Source organism: Modestobacter italicus (assembly GCF_019799965.1).
Classification (GTDB): Bacteria; Actinomycetota; Actinomycetes; order Mycobacteriales; family Geodermatophilaceae; genus Modestobacter; species Modestobacter italicus_A.
On sequence record NZ_JABGCJ010000006.1, the window covers coordinates 24,524 to 40,132 of the forward strand.

Below are 15,609 nucleotides of genomic sequence, written 5' to 3' on the forward strand. Positions count from 1 at the left end.
CCCCCGTCCGGCCGGATCAGGCCGAACGGCGCAGCAATCGCAGCGAGCCGGTGCCGGGGAGCTCGGTGAACTCCCCGGAGGCAACCACCCGCGAGTAGACGCCGAACGGGGCCTGACCGCCGTCGGCCGGGTCGGGGAAGACGTCGTGGATGGCCAGCGTGCCGCCCGGTGCCAGCTTCGCCACCCAGGCGTCCTGGTCGCGGCGCGCGGACTCCTCGGTGTGGCTGCCGTCGAGGAACAGCAGCGCCAGCGGCGTCGTCCACAGCGGGGCGAGCACCTCCGAGCGGGTGACGACGGCGATGACCACGTCCTCGGCGCCGGCGGCGGCGACCGTGCGGCGGAAGGCGGGCAGCGTGTCGATCCGCCCGACCAGCGGGTCGACCAGCGAGGGGTCGTGGTACTCCCAGCCGGGCTGGTGCTCCTCCGAGCCACGGTGGTGGTCCACGGTGACCACCTGGCGCCCGGTCTCCCGGGCGGCGGCGGCCAGGTACAGCGCCGACTTGCCCATCCAGCTGCCGACCTCCAACAGCGGCCCCGACACCTCGACCGCCCGGGCGGCCCCGTACAGCGCCAGCCCCTCGTCCGGGGGCATGAACCCGGGCGCGGCCGCGGCGGCGGCCAGCAGGTCCGCGGTCATCGCGGGTCCCGCGGGCGCGGGGCCCCACCACCGGCCGGACCGTCGCCGCGCACCCGGGGCGCCGGGTCGTCGGTCGGGCGGCGGCCGGCCGGCCGGTCGCCGATCCGGGCCCCCGCGGGGGCCGGCTCCTCGGCCGGCGGCTGCGCGGGGGTCGCGCTGGACGCGGCCGCGGCCACCAGGGCGCCGATCAGGGTGGTCACCGGCACGGCCAGCACCAGCGCCACGCCGGCCACCAGGGTGCCGATCACCTGTTCGCCCACCTCCGAGCCGGTCAGCGTCGTCCAGAACGGCCGCTGGTAGAGCTCGAAGAGCAGCAGCAGCGGCAGCGACGCCCCGGCGTAGGCGAACACGATCGTGTAGACCGTCGAGGCGATGTGGTCGCGGCCGATCGCCATGCCGCGGCGGAACAGCTCCAGCCAGCCGGCCTCCGGCGAGGCCTCGTGCAGCTGCCAGACCGCCGAGGCCTGGGTGATCGTCACGTCGTTGAGGATGCCCAGCCCGGCGACGACCAGGGCGGCCAGCACCAGGCCGGAGAAGTCCAGCGTCGGGTCGAACTGCTGCAGGGTGACGGCCTCCTCGCTGGAGAACCCGGTCAGCCGGGCCACCGCGACCGACAGCGCGCCGAGCACCGCGCTCAGCGCCAGCCCGAACAGGGTGCCCAGCAGCGCCGTCGTCGTCCGGGCCGAGAAGCCGTGCGCCAGGTACAGGACGACGAACATGATGGCCGAGGAGCCGACCAGGCTGACCCAGATCGGCGGCCCGCCGTCCAGCAGGGCCGGGAGCATGAACTGCATGAGGACGGCGAAGGCGAACCCCAGCCCGAGCAGCGCCAGGAGGCCGCGCAGCCGGGCGACCACCCCCACCACCAGCACGAAGGCCAGCGACAGCACGACGATCGGGGTGCCGCGCGGGAAGTCCTGGAACGCGTAGCCCGGCTCGCCGGTCTCGACGCCGGGGTCGCGGCTGAGCACCAGCTCGTCGCCCTCGGCCACGCCCTCGGCGATCACCTCGGGCGGCAGCTCGACCTGCACGTAGTCACCGGCACTGGGGCCCTCGGCGACGACCATGACGGCGCGGGCGCAGATCTGGGCCGGCGCCTCACCGGTCGCCGCGGCGCACTCGTAGGGCTCCAGCGAGGCGACGGTGGCCTCGGGGAAGGTGGTGCCCGGCGGCAGGAAGGACTCCGCCGCCTGCTGGGCCGCGGTCTGCCCGCCGCTGGGCCAGAGCAGGAACAGCCCGACCAGGGTGGCCAGGCCGACCGGCACCAGCAGCACGAGCATCATCCGCACGGCCGTGCGCCGCCGGGCGACGGCGGCCGGGTCGGGCGGGATCGGCTCGCCGTCGGGTCCGGTCTCGGGTCCGTGGCTGTGGATGTCGGCCGGCACCCGGTCAGGCTAGGCGGCGGCGGTACCGATCTCCGGGCGGACCGGCGGACCGGCGTCGATCCGCCCGACCGGTCAGCCCAGCCGGTAGGCCCGCTCGGCGTTGCCGGCGCCGATCATCGCCGCGACCCGCGCCGCGTCGGCCGCCGTCCAGGCGTCCTCGGCGACCCCCTCGGCCAGGTGGCTGCCCAGCGCGCGGCGGAACAGCACCGTGCCCAGCAGGTACAGCTCGGCCAGGCCGAACGCGTCGGAGGAGAAGAGCACCTTGCCGAACGGGGCCAGCTCGAGCAGTTCGCGCAGCACCGCCCCCGACCGGTGCCCGATGGCGTGGGTGGCCAGCCCCACGTCGACGAAGACGTGGCCGAACACCTGGGCGAGGTACCCGGCGTGGCGGTGGAACGGGTAGTTGTGCAGCAGCATCACCGGCACACCGGCCGGCTCGGTGGCCCGCAGCAGGTCGGTGAGCAGCAGCGGGTCGCAGCGGTGCAGGTCGACGTCGGCGTCGCCGTAGCCGACGTGGAACTGCACCGGCAGCCCCAGGTCGATGCCGCACCAGACCAGGAACCGGTGCAGCACCGGGTCGGCCACCCGGACGGGGCCATCGCCGCGCAGCAGCCGGTCGGCGGCCCGCGCCACCTCGGCGTCGTCCGGCCGGGCGCCGTCCAGGGCCAGCCCGACGCGGTAGGCGGCGATCGACTTCACCCCGGCGGCCCCGGCGGTGCGCTCGGCCAGCCGGGTGCGGAACCGCTCGGCGAAGCCGGCGGCGCCCACCTCCTCGGCGAGCACCTCCTCGGCGACCGACTCCAGGCGCACGACCTCCCGTGCCCGCCCGCCGGCGAAGGCGGCCAGCTCGTCCGGGGAGGTGATCGGCTCGGGCAGGAAGCCGGTGTCGACCAGGAACGTGCCGGTGCCGGTCGCCGCCAGCATCCGGCGGCCGACCTCGTCGGCACCCAGCTCGGCCCGGCGGGCGAGGTACTCCTCGACCGGGGCGTGCGCCGGCAGGTCGAGCAGCGGCGGGCACCACCGGCGGACGGCGAGACCGACCTGCGAGTCGAACAGCGAGCCGGCCAGCGCGCTGGGCCCGGCCGCCTCGGTGAGCATCGACTCGAACTCCGACCGGTCGAGGTCCCGGCGCACGAGGCCGTGGCAGTGGTGGTCGACCAGCGGCAGGTCGGCGAGGTCGCGGTCCAGGGCGCTCACCGGACCAGTCTGGCCCGCCGGCCGACCGGGTGCCGCCCGCTGACGACCGGGCCTCGGGCGTGCCGCTGCTCGCAGCCGTGCTGCTGCCTACAGTCGGGGGATGGCCTCCTGGAGCACCGCCGACATCCCCACGCAGGCCGGCCGCACCGTCGTCGTGACCGGCGCGAACAGCGGCCTGGGGCTGGAGACCGCCCGTGCGCTGGCCGCGGCCGGAGCCCGGGTGGTGCTCGCCGTCCGCGACGTCGACCGGGGAGCCCGAGCCGCGGCCGACCTGCCGGGCGAGGTCGAGGTGCAGCGGCTCGACCTGGCCGACCTGGCCTCGGTGCGCGAGTTCGCCGCCGCGTGGTCCGGCGACCTCGACCTCCTGGTCAACAACGCCGGGATCATGCACGTGCCGGCCGGGCGCACCGCCGACGGCTTCGAGCTGCAGTTCGGCACCAACCACCTCGGCCACTTCGCGCTGACCAACCTGCTGCTGCCGCACGTCACCGACCGGGTGGTGACCGTCTCCTCGATGCTGCACCGGTCCGGGCAGATCGTGCTCGACGACCTCAACTGGGAGCGCCGGACGTACTCGGCGACCGGCGCCTACGGGCAGTCCAAGCTGGCCAACCTGCTGTTCACCCTGGAACTGCAGCGCCGGCTCACCGCGGCCGGGTCGACGGTGCGGGCGCTGGCGGCGCACCCGGGCTGGGCAGCGACCAACCTCCAGGGCCGCACGGGCAACCGGGCCAAGGACGCCGTGATGGCGGTGGCCAACCGGGCGCTGGCCACCAGTGCTGCGCAGGGCGCCCTGCCCACGCTCTTCGCCACGGTCGCCGACCTGCCCGGCGCCGGCTTCGCCGGGCCCGACGGCACCACCATGCGCGGCGCCCCGACGCTGGCCGGCCGCAGCCCGGCGGCGTCGGACGCGGCGCTGGCCGGCCGGCTGTGGGCGGCCTCGGCCGAGCTCACCGGCGTCGACCTCCCGGCTCAGCTGCCGGCCTGAGCCCGGCCGGCCCGGGCGCTGCCGGCCTGCACGGTCCCCGACGGCGGCGTTCCCCGCTCCGCTGCGGGCACCGCGGCGAGCACCAGGGCCGCCGCCACTCCGAACGCCATCCGGGTGCTCGTCGCGTCCGCGACCGCGCCCAGCACCAGGGCGCCGGCCGCCTGACCCACGGTGAGGCCGATGAACAGCACCGCGGCGGCCTGGGGCGCCGCGGCGGGGAGCCGGTGCCCACCCCAGACGATCAGCACCCCGCTGAGCGCCACGAAGGCGGCGCCGAAGCCGGCCAGCGCGAGCGCCACGGCAGCGGGCCGACCGGGCAGGGCGGCGAGCAGCAGGGTCGCGGCGGCCGCGAGCCCGGCCGTGCTCGACCAGGCACGGCGCAGCCCGACCCGCAGCACCAGGTCACCGCTGAGCCCACCGATCAGGCCGGCTCCGCCCAGCACGCACCAGAGCAGTCCGGTCGTGCCGTCGGGCAGTCCACCGGCGACGGTCATCAGGTCACGCCCGAAGGTCCACACGGCGGCGCAGCCCGCACCCGCCAGGACGGCGGCCACCAGCGGCCGGACGAGGTCCCGCAGCGGCGCCTCGGGGTGGGTCTCCGCGGCGGTGGCCCAGCGGCTGTGCCGGTCGGCCCACGCGGTGGTCAGCACGGCCACCACGGCGAACCCGGCCCATGCCGCCCGCCATGCGTCCGGCACGGCGAGCACGAGCAGCCCGCCGACGACGACGCCGACACCGGTCCCGCTGTTCACCAGGGCCTGGGCGCGCGGCTGCGCCTCCGGCCGCACGGTGGAGGCGACCGCGGCGACCAGCGCCGGGCTGGCCGCCCCGGCTCCGCTGCCTGCCAGGAGCGCCCCGGCCGCGAGGACGGGGACCGACCAGGCGGCAGCCACGAGCAGCGAGCCCAGCGCAGCGGTCCCGCCGGCCAGCCACAGCGCCGTGCGACCCCGGGCCCGCCCGGCCAGCCGCTGGGCGATGTAGGCGGCGAGGCAGTAGGCGAGGTAGCTCGCCGCCGCGATGGCCCCCGCGGTGCCCGGGGACAACCCGAAGGCGCCGCGGAACTGCGGCAGGTACAGGCCGAAGCCGTACCGGGCGAGCCCGTAGGTGACCGCGATGACGGCCAGCCCGGGCACGACCAGCGCGGCCGGGCGCGTCTCCGTCTGCTGTAACGATCGTTTCATCATAACGACCGTTACAGTAAGCCCATGACCACGCGCCCGGCGACCCGACCCGCCCGCGAGCGACTGCTCACCGCCGCCGGCGAGCTGTTCTACGAGTCGGGCATCGCGGCGACCGGCGTGGACGCCGTGCTCCAGCGGGCCGGCGTCTCCCCGGCGACGATGTACGCGCACTTCGCCGGCAAGGACGGGTTGGTGGCCGCCTACCTGGAGGAGCGCCACCAGCTGTGGCGGGCGACCTGGGACGACGTGCTCGCCGAGCTCGACGACCAGGTCGACCGACTGCTGTCGCTGTTCGACGCGGTGAACCGGTACCGGCAGCGGGAGGGCAACCGTCGCGGCTGCGCGTTCCTGGCCGCGGCCACCGAGCTGCCGGCCGACCACCCGGCCCAGCCCTGGCTGCAGGCGGACTCCCTGCTGCTGACCGCCCGGCTGCGCGAGCTCGCCGTCGCCGCCGGTGTCGACGACCCGGACGAGGCGGCGGCCACGCTGCTCCTCTGCTACGACGGCGCACTGGCCCGGTCGGCCCGGGAGTGGACCACCCCGGACCTGGCCGCCGGCGACCCGGTCCGCCGCGCCCGCGACCTCGCCGCCGCCTGGCTGGCCGCCCGAGGACACGTCCCCGGCACCTGAGCCCGGGACCTGAGCCCGGGCGACCACCCGACCGACACGGCGACATGTCGACATGTCGACACGGCGCCGGTGCCGCCGGGCGGAGCTGCCGTGCGTCCGACGGCCCGCGGCAACGCCCGGCCGATCGATGAGTTCCGGGCCCGGCGCAGGTCACAGCCTCCAGGACCAGGAGACCGACGCACCCGCGCCCGGAGGGAACACCATGGCCAGGCTCCTCTACGGGATGATCACCTCGCTCGACGGCTACGCCGCGGCCGCCGAGGGCGACCTCGGCTCCGGCGCCGAGGGCGAGGAGGTGCACACCTTCATCGGCGACACCTTCCGCCACGTCGGCACGTACCTCTACGGCCGGCGGATGTACGAGACGATGGTGTTCTGGGAGACCGCGCACGACCTGCCCGACGCGCCGCCGCACGTCGTGCAGTACGCCCGGGACTGGCAGGCCGCCGAGAAGGTCGTCTACTCCACGACCCTGGCGTCGGTGTCCAGCGAGCGGACCAGGATCGAGCGGACGTTCGACCCGGACGAGGTGCGCCGGCTCAAGGCCGAGGCCGAGGCCGACCTCACCGTCGACGGCCCGACCCTCGCCGCCCAGGCGATCGCCGCGGGCCTGGTGGACGAGTACCACCTCTTCACCACCACCAGCGCGGTGGGCGGCGGCACGCGGTTCTTCCCCGACGGCGTGCGCCTCGACCTGGCGCTGGTCGAGCAGCGCACCTTCGCCAGCGGACTGCGCTACGCGCGCTACCGGACCCGCTGAGCTCCACCGGTACCGGCGGCCGTGTCGTCGGAACGCCGACGCCTCGCATGGTGCACGGCCCGGGGTCGTGGTGCACTGCGCCCGTGTCCGTCGCCGAGAAGCTCGACCGGGTGCAGCGCCGACACCGGGCGGCCGGGTTCCCGATCGCCGTCGTCTACAAGTACGTCGACGACTCCGGCCCGTACCTGGCCGCGCTGATCACCTACTACGCCTTCGTCTCGCTGTTCCCGCTGCTGCTGCTCTTCTCCACGATCCTCGGCCAGGTGCTGGTCGGGGACCCGGAGCTGCAGCAGCGGTTGCTCGACTCGGCGCTGAGCCAGTTCCCCGTCGTCGGCGAGCAGCTCGGCGAACCGCGCGGGCTCAGCGGCGGCGTCCTGGGGGTGGTCGTCGGCATCCTGGGGTCGCTGTACGGCGCGCTCGGCGTCGCCCAGGCCGTGCAGTACGCGATGAACACCGCGTGGTCGGTGCCGCGCAACAGCCGGCCCAACCCCTTCCTGGCCCGCGGCCGCAGCCTGCTGCTGCTGGCCACCGCCGGGCTCGCCGTGATCGGGACGACGGCGCTGTCCACCTTCACCTCGGGGCACCTCGGCTCACTGGGCGCGGCCTCCCGCGCCCTGACCCTGCTCGGGTCGGTGGCGATCAACGCCGCCGTCTTCGTGTTCGCCTTCCGGCTGGCCACCGCCCGGCACCTGACCGCCCGTCAGGTGCTCCCCGGGGCGTTGACCGCCGCGGTCCTGTGGCAGCTGCTGCAGACCTTCGGGGTCAGCTACGTCGGCCGGGTGATGGGCAGCGCGAGCGCCGTCAACGGCGTCTTCGCGCTGGTGATCGGGCTGCTCGCCTTCCTCTACCTGGCCGCGGTGATCGGCGTGCTGTGCGTGGAGGTCAACGTGGTGCGGGTCGACCGGCTGTGGCCGCGTGCGCTGCTCACCCCGTTCACCGACGACGTCGACCTGACCCCCGGCGACCGGCGCAGCTACACCGGCATGGCGAAGGCCCAGCGGACCAAGGGCTTCGAGACCGTGCACGTCACCTTCGACCCACCCGACCGCAGCACGGACTGACCACGCACGCAACGCCACCGGGAGGGCGCATGCAGCTGCACGAGCGGGACGAGCGACGGGTCGCGGCCGAGGCGGTGCTCGGCGACCTGGCGGCCGCCGGCGTGGTCGGCGTCGTGCTCCCCTGGGTCGACACCAGCGGGATCGCCCGGATGAAGGCGGTGCCACTTGCACAGCTGCCCAGCGCCGCGCAGTGGGGCGTGGGGATGAGCCCGGTGTTCGACGGCTTCCTGGTCGACGACTCGATCATCGCCGGCACCCATGCCGGCAGTGTCATCGGCGACCTGCGGCTGCACCCGGACCTCTCCCGGCTCACCGTGCTCGCCGCCCAGGAGGGGTGGGCCTGGGCGCCGGTCGACCGGTACACCCAGGACGGCGTCCCGCACGTGCAGTGCTCCCGCTCCCTGCTGCGCCGGCTGGTCGACGAACTGGCCGCCGACGGGCTGAGCGTGCAGGCCGCGTTCGAGGTCGAGTGGGCGCTCGGGCAGACCGCGGACGCCTTCGTGCCGGCGCTGTCCGGGCCGGCGTACGGGCTGACCCGGCAGATCGAGGTCTCCGACTACGCCCGCGACCTGCTGGCGGCGCTGGACGCTCAGGGCGTGGCCGTCCACCAGCTCCACCCCGAGTACGCCGCCGGCCAGCTGGAGGTCTCGGTCGCTGCCGAGGACCCGGTCGCCGCCGCGGACACCGCGTTGCTGGTGCGCGCCACGATCACCGCGGTGAGCATCGCGCACGGGCTGCGCGCGTCCTTCTCCCCGAAGGTCACCGCCGACGATGTGGGCAACGGCGGGCACGTGCACCTGTCCCTGTGGCGGGGGTCGGAGAACCTGATGAGCGGCGGATCGGGGACCTTTGGGCTGACCGCGGACGGCGGGGCGTTCGTCGCCGGGTTGCTGCACCATCTGCCCGGACTGCTGGCCGTCGGCGCGCCGAGCGTCGCCTCCTACCTGCGGCTGGTGCCCTCGCACTGGGCCGGCGCGTACGCCGTCTGGGGCCTGGAGAACCGGGAGGCCGCCGTCCGGTTCGTCACCGGGCCGAGCGGCTCACGGCAGGCGGCGGCCAACGTCGAGGTCAAGTGCGTGGACGCCGCCGCCAACCCCTACCTGCTGCTGGCCGGCCTGCTCGCCGCCGGCTCGGCCGGGGTGCGGGCCGGCACCGCGCTGCCCGACCCGGTGGGCATCGACCCGGCGACGCTGAGCGAGGCAGCCCGGCGGGATGCCGGCATCGCCGCCCTGCCGACGTCGCTGGGCGAGGCGGTGGCCGCGTTCGAGCGGGACGACGTGCTCACCGCCGCATTCGGACCGGAGCTGGCCACCACCATCGCCGAGGTGCGCCGAGGGGAGATCGCACTGTTCGACGGGAAGTCGGCGGAGGACGTCACGGCCGCCGTCCGCTGGCGGTACTGACCGCCGGCTGCGCCCCCGCAGGGAACGATCCTCCGGTCGCCGCTGGAACATTTCTGCGCCATGCACGTTTACCTGGGTGCGCGGTCGAGGTAATCTCCAGTTGCCGCTGGAGGTTCGCCAGAGGCAGCGCCACCCGACACCAGAACAGAGCACTCGCACGACACCGGAGGTACGCAGCCATGATGCTGACTTCCTACGACCCCTTCGCGTCCACGTCCTCGGTCTTCCGGGCGCTGGACCAGCTGACCGGTCGCACCGGCACGACCACCGCCCGCCCGCTGGCCGGCATGCCGATGGACGCCTACCGGGTGGGTGACAACTTCGTGGCCCACTTCGACCTGCCCGGCGTCGACCCCGGCTCGATCGACCTGTCGGTCGAGGGCACCACGCTGACCATCAGCGCCGAGCGCTCCGTGCCGGAGATCGAGGGCGCGCAGTGGCAGGTCGCCGAGCGGCCGTTCGGCAGCTACACCCGGCAGCTGGTGCTGGGCCGCAGCCTGGACACCGACCGACTGGAGGCCAGCTACCACGACGGTGTGCTCACGGTGAGCATCCCGGTCGCCGAGAAGGCCAAGGCCCGCAAGATCACCGTGACCCGGGCGGACACCCCGGCCGCGGTGGAGGCGCACACCATCGAGGGCGAGAAGCCGGCCGTCGAGAGCTGACCGACGCTCCACCCACGTCGACAGCTGCTCGACGTCCTGCCCACGTCGACAGCTGTCGACATCCTGCCCACGTCGACAGCTGCTCGACAGCAACCCGGGAGGGGCGGGACCACCCGGTCCCGCCCCTCCCGTCGTCTCCGGAGGACCCATGAGCACCGACCCGCTGCAGGCCCTGGACGACCCCGACCACCCGGTGCTCACGATGAGCCAGGCGGCCGACCTGCTCGGCGTGCAGGCCGCCTTCCTGCGCAGCCTGGACTCCTCCGGAGTGCTGCACCCGCACCGCTCCCCCGGTGGCCACCGCCGCTACTCCCGGCACCAGCTGCAGCTGGCCGCCCGGGTCCGGGTGCTGCTGGACGACGGCCACCTGCTCAGCTCCGCGCAGGTGATCGTGCAGCTGCAGGACGACCTGGCCGACGCCCGCGCCGAACGGGAGACGGCGGAGCAGGAACGGGACGCCGCCCGCCGGGAACTGCGCGAGGCCGCCGACTGACCTGCACCTAGGGTCGCGGGGTGCCCGAGCTTCTCGTCCCGCGCCTGTCCGTGGCCCCGTCGGCGCGAGAGGCCGCCCGCGGCACCGACTGGGACGAACACCCCACCTATGCCGGACTCGCCGGCCTGACCGACGCCGAGCTGCCGGGCTGGGTCGAGTCGCTGGTGACCGACAGCCGCCCGCACGCCTCACGGCCACCCGGCGCGACCCCGGCCACCAACCTGTGGTGGGTCGACGGCGACACCTACCTGGGCCGGGTGCAGGTGCGTCACCACCTGACCCACGACCTGCGCGAGGCGGGTGGGCACGTGGGCTACCACGTCGTGGCCGCCCACCGCCGGCGCGGTCACGCCACCGCGATGCTGGCGGCCACCCTGCCGGTCGCCGCCCAGCTGGGCCTGGACTGCGTGCTGGTCACCTGCGACGCGGACAACGCCGGCTCGCGCCGGACGATCGAGGCCAATGGTGGGCTCTTCCACGACCAGCGGGGCGTCAAGCTCCGTTACTGGGTCCCGACCGCATGACCGCCGGCGACACAGCCCACTATCAGGTGCATCACGTTACGTGTCGATCAAGGCGGGTCGGGGTAACGGAGTGTCATGGCAACAAATGACGCGAACAACCCGACCCATGGCCGCACGCTCGAGCACACCCGTCGGGCGAACACCACGGGCGCTCACGTGGCCACCGCCGGCGTCGTGGTCTTCCTGATCGCGACCTTCCTGGACTGGGTGTCCACCGAGGGCGCCGACAGCACCTCCGGCTCCGGCTACGAGACCGACACCACCATCCCGCTCGTCGCGTTCCTGGGCATCGGCCTGGTCGTCGGCCTGCAGTACGCCGCCACCCGCGCGCGGGGTCGCCAGCACCGCGGCCTGTCGCTGACCGCCATGGCCGTCGGCATCGCCGCCGTCCTGCTGTCGCTGAGCTACGTCTTCGACGCGCCGGGCGCCTTCGAGCGCGGCGCCGACCTGTCCACCGAGATCGGCGCCTGGATCGGGCTGCTCGGCGGCATCGTCTGGTCCGTCGGCGCCGGCCTGCTGGCCAAGGAGCCCGAGGGCGACGACGACTGGAACGACACCACGACCACCGAGGCGCGCCGCACTCGCTGATCACCGGCGTGGCCCGACCGGCCGCGCGCACCGCCGAACGGGCACCCGACCGCAGCCACGCCTGCGGACGGGTGCCCGTTCGGCGTCCTCAGGGCTCGAGCACCAGCTTGCGGTGGGCGGAGGCGACCTGCCGCTGCCAGACCGCGGCCACCTCGGCCAGTGGCGCCCGCTCGACCTCCACGGTGATCCGCCCGTCGGCGGCGTGCCCGGTGAGCTCGGCCCAGCCCCTGGCCACGATGTCGCCCGGTACGTGCCGGGTGGTGTAGCCGAGCAGGTCGACCATCGCCTCCCGGAAGCCGCCGGCCACCAGCTCCGCCGCCGGGCCCGCCGAGTGCCCGATCTGCACGTGCCGCATGCCCCGCCGGGCCGCCCCCATCGCCGCGAGCGCCGGAACGCCCCAGACCGGGTCGATGGTCACGTCGATGCCGCCGCCGGCCGCGTCGCGGATCCGCCCGGTCAGGTCGGCGACCGGCTCCTCCCCGGACAGCTGCACGGTCGCGTCGGCACCGAGGTCGGTCAGTCGCCGCAGCGCGTCGGCGTCCCGGGCCGCGGCGACCACCCGGCCGGCGCCGAGCACCTTCGCCGCCTGGACGGCGATCGTGCCGAGCACCCCGCTGGCCCCCAGCACGAGCACCGTCTCCCCTGGCTGCAGCCGGGCCCGCCACTGCAGCGGCAGCCAGGCCGCCAGGCCGGCGATCCCGCAGGCCACCGCCAGCCCGTCGTCGAGCCCCTCGGGCACGTCGAACAGCGAGCCGGCCGGCACCAGCGTGCGCTGCGCCATCGAGCCGAAGGGGGCGACGCAGCCGTTGAAGTACACCCGCCGGCCCTCGACGGTGCCGACGCCCTCGCGCCCGGCGACCGACGGGAACGGCGGCTTGGTCACGAACGCCCCAGCCGCGGTGGCGACGTCCACCGGGTTGACCCCGGCCACCCGCACGTCGACCAGCACCTGCCCGTCCGCCGGGACCGGCTCGTCGAAGGAGGCGAAGGCGGGGGTGCCGGGCTCGGTGAGCACTGCTGCGTCCATGGCCCGACGCTAGAGGTCGCCGACGACCACGGCTCCCTGGGTGACCCCTAGACCAGGGCGGGGAGCAGCAGCAGCACCGTCGGCACCAGCAGGAGGGCGACCGCGCAGGCCAGCGCCGTCCACCTCGCCCGGGCCGGCAGCGGGTCGGCCGGGGCGAGCAGCCGCCGCACCCGGACGGCGACCGGCCCGCCGCTGACCGCCAGGGCACCCTCGGGCACCTGACCGCCCGACCCGCCGGCTGCGGCGACGATCGCCGCGGCCAGGGTGCGCCGCGGGTCCGGGCCGGCGAGCGAGGTCAGCGCGACGTCGTCGGCCCGCATCTCCACCAGGTCACGGACGGCGTCGTGCGCGCGGTCGGCCGCCGGCAGCACCGGCAGCGCCGCCCGCCAGGCCACGAACGGCAGCAGCAGCAGGTGGTGGTGCTCGCGCAGATGGGCCCGCTCGTGCGCGACGACGGCGTCCAGCTGGGCCTCGTCGAGCTCGGCGACCATCCCGGAGGAGAGCACCAGCAGCGGGCGGGCGCCGGGGATGCAGAAGGCGACCGGAGCGGGGTGGTCCAGCAGCAGCGTCTCGTCCTCGACCGGCGCCGCCGCGCCGGGCCGGACGACGAGCTCGAGCAGCTCCCGGTGCCGCCTGCGGGTGCGGGCGGTGCGGACGCCGGAGAGCAGCAGGACGCCCAGCAGTTCCAGGGCCAGCACCGCGGCGAGGGTCTGGGCGACCCAGTGGTCGCCGCGGACCACTTCCTGGGCCGGCTGCCGGGTGACCCAGTGCCACCACGCCTCGGGCAGCGAGTGCCCCCAGGAGCTGAGCCCGTGCACCAGCAGCGCGCCGATGATCGACAGACCACCGGCCAGCCCTATCGCCTGCCAGCAGACCAGCGCGGCCAGCGGGTCACGTCGCGGCCAGCGGGCGCGGGCGAGCGCCGCCGGCACCGGCCAGGCCAGCAGCGCGGCCAGCACGCCCAGGGCGAGCGCGGTCGCGGGGAGCACGGTCAGGCCGGTGCCGCGTCGTTCCCGGCGCCGGCGAGCAGCTCGCGCAGCATCCGCATCTCGTCGTCCCCGACGCTGCCGACGAAGCGGGCCAGCGCCGCCTGCCGGTCACCGGCCTGGCCGAGCACCTCGTGCATCAGGTCGGCGACGTGGTCCTCCCGGGTGCCCAGCGCCCGGAACTGCCGCGGCCGGGAGTCGTCGTGGTCGACGAAGCCCTTCTGCTCCAGCCGGGTGAGCACGGTGTGCACGGTGGTCAGCGCGAGCCCCCGGTCGGTGAGGTCGTCGCGCAGCCGCGTCGCGGTCAGCGGTGCGCCGACGGCCCACAGGTGCTCGAGCACGGTGCGCTCCAGCTCTCCCAGGGTGTTCATGGGTCCTCCTGTCGGGCAGCTCACACGGCGCGTCTTCTACACCGCGTAGAAATAAGTGTTCTACCTGGCGTAGAAAGAACTCGTCGATCGTACGTCAGCAACTGGAGGAACCCCGGTGGACGTGTTGGACATCGCCCGGTGGCAGTTCGGGATCACCACCGTCTACCACTTCCTGATGGTCCCGCTGACCATCGGGCTGGGGATCCTGGTGGCGGTCATGCACACCATGTGGGTGCGCACCGACAAGCCCGAGTGGCTGCGGATGACCCGCTTCTGGGGCCGGGTCTACCTGATCAACTTCGTCCTGGGCGTGGCCACCGGCCTCGTGCAGGAGTTCCAGTTCGGGCTGGCCTGGAGCGAGTACAGCCGCTTCGTCGGCGACGTCTTCGGCTCGCTGCTGGCGCTGGAGGCGCTGCTCGCCTTCTTCCTGGAGTCGACCTTCCTCGGCCTGTGGATCTTCGGCTGGGGCCGGATCCCGAAGAAGGTGCACCTGGCCACGCTGTGGGCCGCGGTGATCGGCTCGATCGTCAGCGCGTACTTCATCATCGCGGCCAACTCCTGGATGCAGCACCCGGTCGGCGTGGTCACCGACGACGCCACGGGCCGCCCGGTGCAGGTCGACTTCTTCGCCGTGCTGACCAACAACACCGCACTGGCCGCCTTCAGCCACACCATCGTCGCCGCGCTCATGGTCGCCGGCGCCGCCCTGGTCGGCATCGGCCTGTGGCACCTGCGGAAGGGGGCGCTGGCCGGCGCCCCGACCACCGACCCGGACCACCACGTGTGGCGGCGTTCGGTGCGCCTCGGTGGCTGGGTCTCCGTCGCGGCCTTCCTGCTGACCGCGGTCACCGGCGACTACCAGGCCAAGCTGATGTACGAGCAGCAGCCGCTCAAGATGTCCTCGGCCGAGGCGCTGTGCACCACCGAGGCGCCCGCGCCCTTCTCGGTCTTCGCCTTCGGCAAGCTCGGCTCCAACGAGTGCGACGACGTCCACTCCTGGACCGTCCCCTACCTGCTCTCCTACCTGGCGCACGGTGACTTCTCCACCGCCGTCCCGGGGGTGAACGAGCTGCAGGAGGAGTACTCGGCCGCCTACGGCGCCACCTACCCCGACGACCCGTCCTTCGGCGACAAGGCCGGCGAGCCGATCGACTACACCCCGCTGCTGGCGGTCACGTACTGGAACTTCCGGCTGATGATCGGCATGGGCATGCTCTCGGCGGCCGTGGGCGGCTACGCGCTCTGGTCGACCCGCAGGGGACGGGTGCCGACCAACCCGATCGCGGTGTACGGCTCGGTGCTGGCCATCGGCGCCCCGTTCGTGGCCAACGCCGCGGGCTGGATCTTCACCGAGATGGGCCGGCAGCCCTTCGTCGTCTACCCGAACCCCGACGTCCCGCGCGAGGACCAGGTCTACTTCTTCACCGCCCAGGCCGTCTCCCCCGGCGTGACCGCCACCGAGGTGTGGACGTCGCTGATCGGCCTGACCCTCGTCTACGGCGCGCTGGCCGTGGTGGAGCTGTGGCTGCTCACCCGCTTCGTCCGCCGCGGGGTGACCACGAGCGACGGCGCCCCCACGCCGGGGCACACCCCCGAGGGCTCGCCGGACGACGACGTCAGCGGCGGCGCCGACGTCACCCCGGGCAGCGCCAGCACCCGGCGCGAGTCCGACGACGACGTCCTGTCCTTCGCGTACTGACCCCGACTGATCGA

17 protein-coding genes are annotated in these 15,609 nt (G+C 74.6%); 10 read left to right on the forward strand and 7 right to left on the reverse strand.

Annotated features, from left to right (window positions below; all coding sequences use genetic code 11):
* Window positions 1–16 precede the first annotated feature (16 nt).
* From HLA93_RS15235 to HLA93_RS15245, 3 genes are all read right to left on the reverse strand, one after another.
* Window positions 17–637, reverse strand: coding sequence for a class I SAM-dependent methyltransferase (locus HLA93_RS15235; RefSeq protein ID WP_222195273.1), 621 nt, complete (start codon window positions 635–637; stop codon window positions 17–19).
* Window positions 634–2,022, reverse strand: coding sequence for a YibE/F family protein (locus HLA93_RS15240; RefSeq protein ID WP_222195274.1), 1,389 nt, complete (start codon window positions 2,020–2,022; stop codon window positions 634–636). The genes HLA93_RS15235 and HLA93_RS15240 overlap by 4 nt, the downstream gene beginning before the upstream one ends.
* Before the next feature lie 72 nt (window positions 2,023–2,094).
* Window positions 2,095–3,219, reverse strand: a complete 1,125-nt coding sequence (locus HLA93_RS15245) for an amidohydrolase family protein (protein WP_222195275.1) — start codon at window positions 3,217–3,219, stop codon at window positions 2,095–2,097.
* A 100-nt stretch (window positions 3,220–3,319) separates the two neighbouring features.
* Between HLA93_RS15245 and HLA93_RS15250 the strand changes: the two genes are divergently transcribed.
* Window positions 3,320–4,207, forward strand: a complete 888-nt coding sequence (locus HLA93_RS15250; protein WP_222195276.1) for an oxidoreductase — start codon at window positions 3,320–3,322, stop codon at window positions 4,205–4,207.
* Here HLA93_RS15250 and HLA93_RS15255 read toward each other — a convergent pair.
* Window positions 4,192–5,388 (reverse strand): MFS transporter, encoded by a 1,197-nt coding sequence (locus tag HLA93_RS15255; RefSeq protein WP_246626800.1) that lies wholly within the window; start codon window positions 5,386–5,388, stop codon window positions 4,192–4,194. The genes HLA93_RS15250 and HLA93_RS15255 overlap by 16 nt on opposite strands.
* 24 nt (window positions 5,389–5,412) lie before the next feature.
* Between HLA93_RS15255 and HLA93_RS15260 the strand changes: the two genes are divergently transcribed.
* From HLA93_RS15260 to HLA93_RS15295, 8 genes are all read left to right on the forward strand, one after another.
* On the forward strand, window positions 5,413–6,018 hold the full coding sequence (locus HLA93_RS15260) for a TetR/AcrR family transcriptional regulator (RefSeq protein ID WP_222195278.1): 606 nt from the start codon (window positions 5,413–5,415) through the stop codon (window positions 6,016–6,018).
* A 202-nt stretch (window positions 6,019–6,220) separates the two neighbouring features.
* Window positions 6,221–6,778: a dihydrofolate reductase family protein gene (locus tag HLA93_RS15265; protein WP_222195279.1), complete on the forward strand. Its 558-nt coding sequence runs from the start codon at window positions 6,221–6,223 to the stop codon at window positions 6,776–6,778.
* An 83-nt stretch (window positions 6,779–6,861) separates the two neighbouring features.
* Window positions 6,862–7,839, forward strand: a complete 978-nt coding sequence (locus HLA93_RS15270; protein ID WP_308128163.1) for a YihY/virulence factor BrkB family protein — start codon at window positions 6,862–6,864, stop codon at window positions 7,837–7,839.
* 29 nt (window positions 7,840–7,868) lie between these two features.
* Window positions 7,869–9,242: a glutamine synthetase family protein gene (locus HLA93_RS15275; RefSeq protein WP_222195281.1), complete on the forward strand. Its 1,374-nt coding sequence runs from the start codon at window positions 7,869–7,871 to the stop codon at window positions 9,240–9,242.
* 179 nt (window positions 9,243–9,421) lie between these two features.
* Window positions 9,422–9,907, forward strand: a complete 486-nt coding sequence (locus HLA93_RS15280) for an Hsp20/alpha crystallin family protein (protein ID WP_246626801.1) — start codon at window positions 9,422–9,424, stop codon at window positions 9,905–9,907.
* A gap of 148 nt (window positions 9,908–10,055) precedes the next feature.
* A complete protein-coding gene (locus tag HLA93_RS15285) occupies window positions 10,056–10,400 on the forward strand; it encodes a helix-turn-helix domain-containing protein (protein ID WP_222195282.1) in 345 nt (114 codons plus the stop codon).
* Window positions 10,401–10,420: 20 nt separating this feature from the next.
* Window positions 10,421–10,924 carry a GNAT family N-acetyltransferase gene (locus HLA93_RS21085; RefSeq protein WP_222195283.1) on the forward strand — a complete coding sequence of 168 codons (504 nt, stop codon included), beginning with the start codon at window positions 10,421–10,423 and terminating at the stop codon, window positions 10,922–10,924.
* Between the two features lie 75 nt (window positions 10,925–10,999).
* On the forward strand, window positions 11,000–11,512 hold the full coding sequence (locus tag HLA93_RS15295; RefSeq protein WP_222195284.1) for a hypothetical protein: 513 nt from the start codon (window positions 11,000–11,002) through the stop codon (window positions 11,510–11,512).
* Between the two features lie 88 nt (window positions 11,513–11,600).
* Here the strand turns inward: HLA93_RS15295 and HLA93_RS15300 are convergent, their stop codons facing one another.
* The 3 genes from HLA93_RS15300 to HLA93_RS15310 are packed head-to-tail and all read right to left on the reverse strand — an operon-like array spanning window position 11,601 to window position 13,896.
* The gene (locus tag HLA93_RS15300; protein WP_222195285.1) at window positions 11,601–12,539 is read right to left on the reverse strand and encodes a quinone oxidoreductase family protein; all 939 of its coding nucleotides are present in this window, start codon (window positions 12,537–12,539) and stop codon (window positions 11,601–11,603) included.
* A gap of 47 nt (window positions 12,540–12,586) precedes the next feature.
* Entirely contained in the window at window positions 12,587–13,528 is a 942-nt protein-coding gene (locus tag HLA93_RS15305) for a M56 family metallopeptidase (protein ID WP_222195286.1), read from the reverse strand.
* A gap of 2 nt (window positions 13,529–13,530) precedes the next feature.
* Window positions 13,531–13,896, reverse strand: coding sequence for a BlaI/MecI/CopY family transcriptional regulator (locus tag HLA93_RS15310; protein ID WP_222195287.1), 366 nt, complete (start codon window positions 13,894–13,896; stop codon window positions 13,531–13,533).
* A gap of 115 nt (window positions 13,897–14,011) precedes the next feature.
* On the opposite strand from HLA93_RS15310, the gene HLA93_RS15315 reads away from it, so the two are divergent.
* A complete protein-coding gene (locus HLA93_RS15315) occupies window positions 14,012–15,595 on the forward strand; it encodes a cytochrome ubiquinol oxidase subunit I (RefSeq protein ID WP_222195288.1) in 1,584 nt (527 codons plus the stop codon).
* Window positions 15,596–15,609 lie beyond the last annotated feature (14 nt).

Bases quoted from the DNA above. Each gene is read 5' to 3' on its own strand.
- HLA93_RS15235 (WP_222195273.1), bottom strand. From the start codon at position 637: ATGACCGCGGACCTGCTGGCCGCCGCCGCGGCCGCGCCCGGGTTCATG.
- HLA93_RS15250 (WP_222195276.1), top strand. From the start codon at position 3,320: ATGGCCTCCTGGAGCACCGCCGACATCCCCACGCAGGCCGGCCGCACC.
- HLA93_RS15255 (WP_246626800.1), bottom strand. From the start codon at position 5,388: ATGAAACGATCGTTACAGCAGACGGAGACGCGCCCGGCCGCGCTGGTC.
- HLA93_RS15260 (WP_222195278.1), top strand. From the start codon at position 5,413: ATGACCACGCGCCCGGCGACCCGACCCGCCCGCGAGCGACTGCTCACC.
- HLA93_RS15265 (WP_222195279.1), top strand. From the start codon at position 6,221: ATGGCCAGGCTCCTCTACGGGATGATCACCTCGCTCGACGGCTACGCC.
- HLA93_RS15275 (WP_222195281.1), top strand. From the start codon at position 7,869: ATGCAGCTGCACGAGCGGGACGAGCGACGGGTCGCGGCCGAGGCGGTG.
- HLA93_RS15280 (WP_246626801.1), top strand. From the start codon at position 9,422: ATGATGCTGACTTCCTACGACCCCTTCGCGTCCACGTCCTCGGTCTTC.
- HLA93_RS15285 (WP_222195282.1), top strand. From the start codon at position 10,056: ATGAGCACCGACCCGCTGCAGGCCCTGGACGACCCCGACCACCCGGTG.
- HLA93_RS15295 (WP_222195284.1), top strand. From the start codon at position 11,000: ATGGCAACAAATGACGCGAACAACCCGACCCATGGCCGCACGCTCGAG.
- HLA93_RS15300 (WP_222195285.1), bottom strand. From the start codon at position 12,539: ATGGACGCAGCAGTGCTCACCGAGCCCGGCACCCCCGCCTTCGCCTCC.
- HLA93_RS15310 (WP_222195287.1), bottom strand. From the start codon at position 13,896: ATGAACACCCTGGGAGAGCTGGAGCGCACCGTGCTCGAGCACCTGTGG.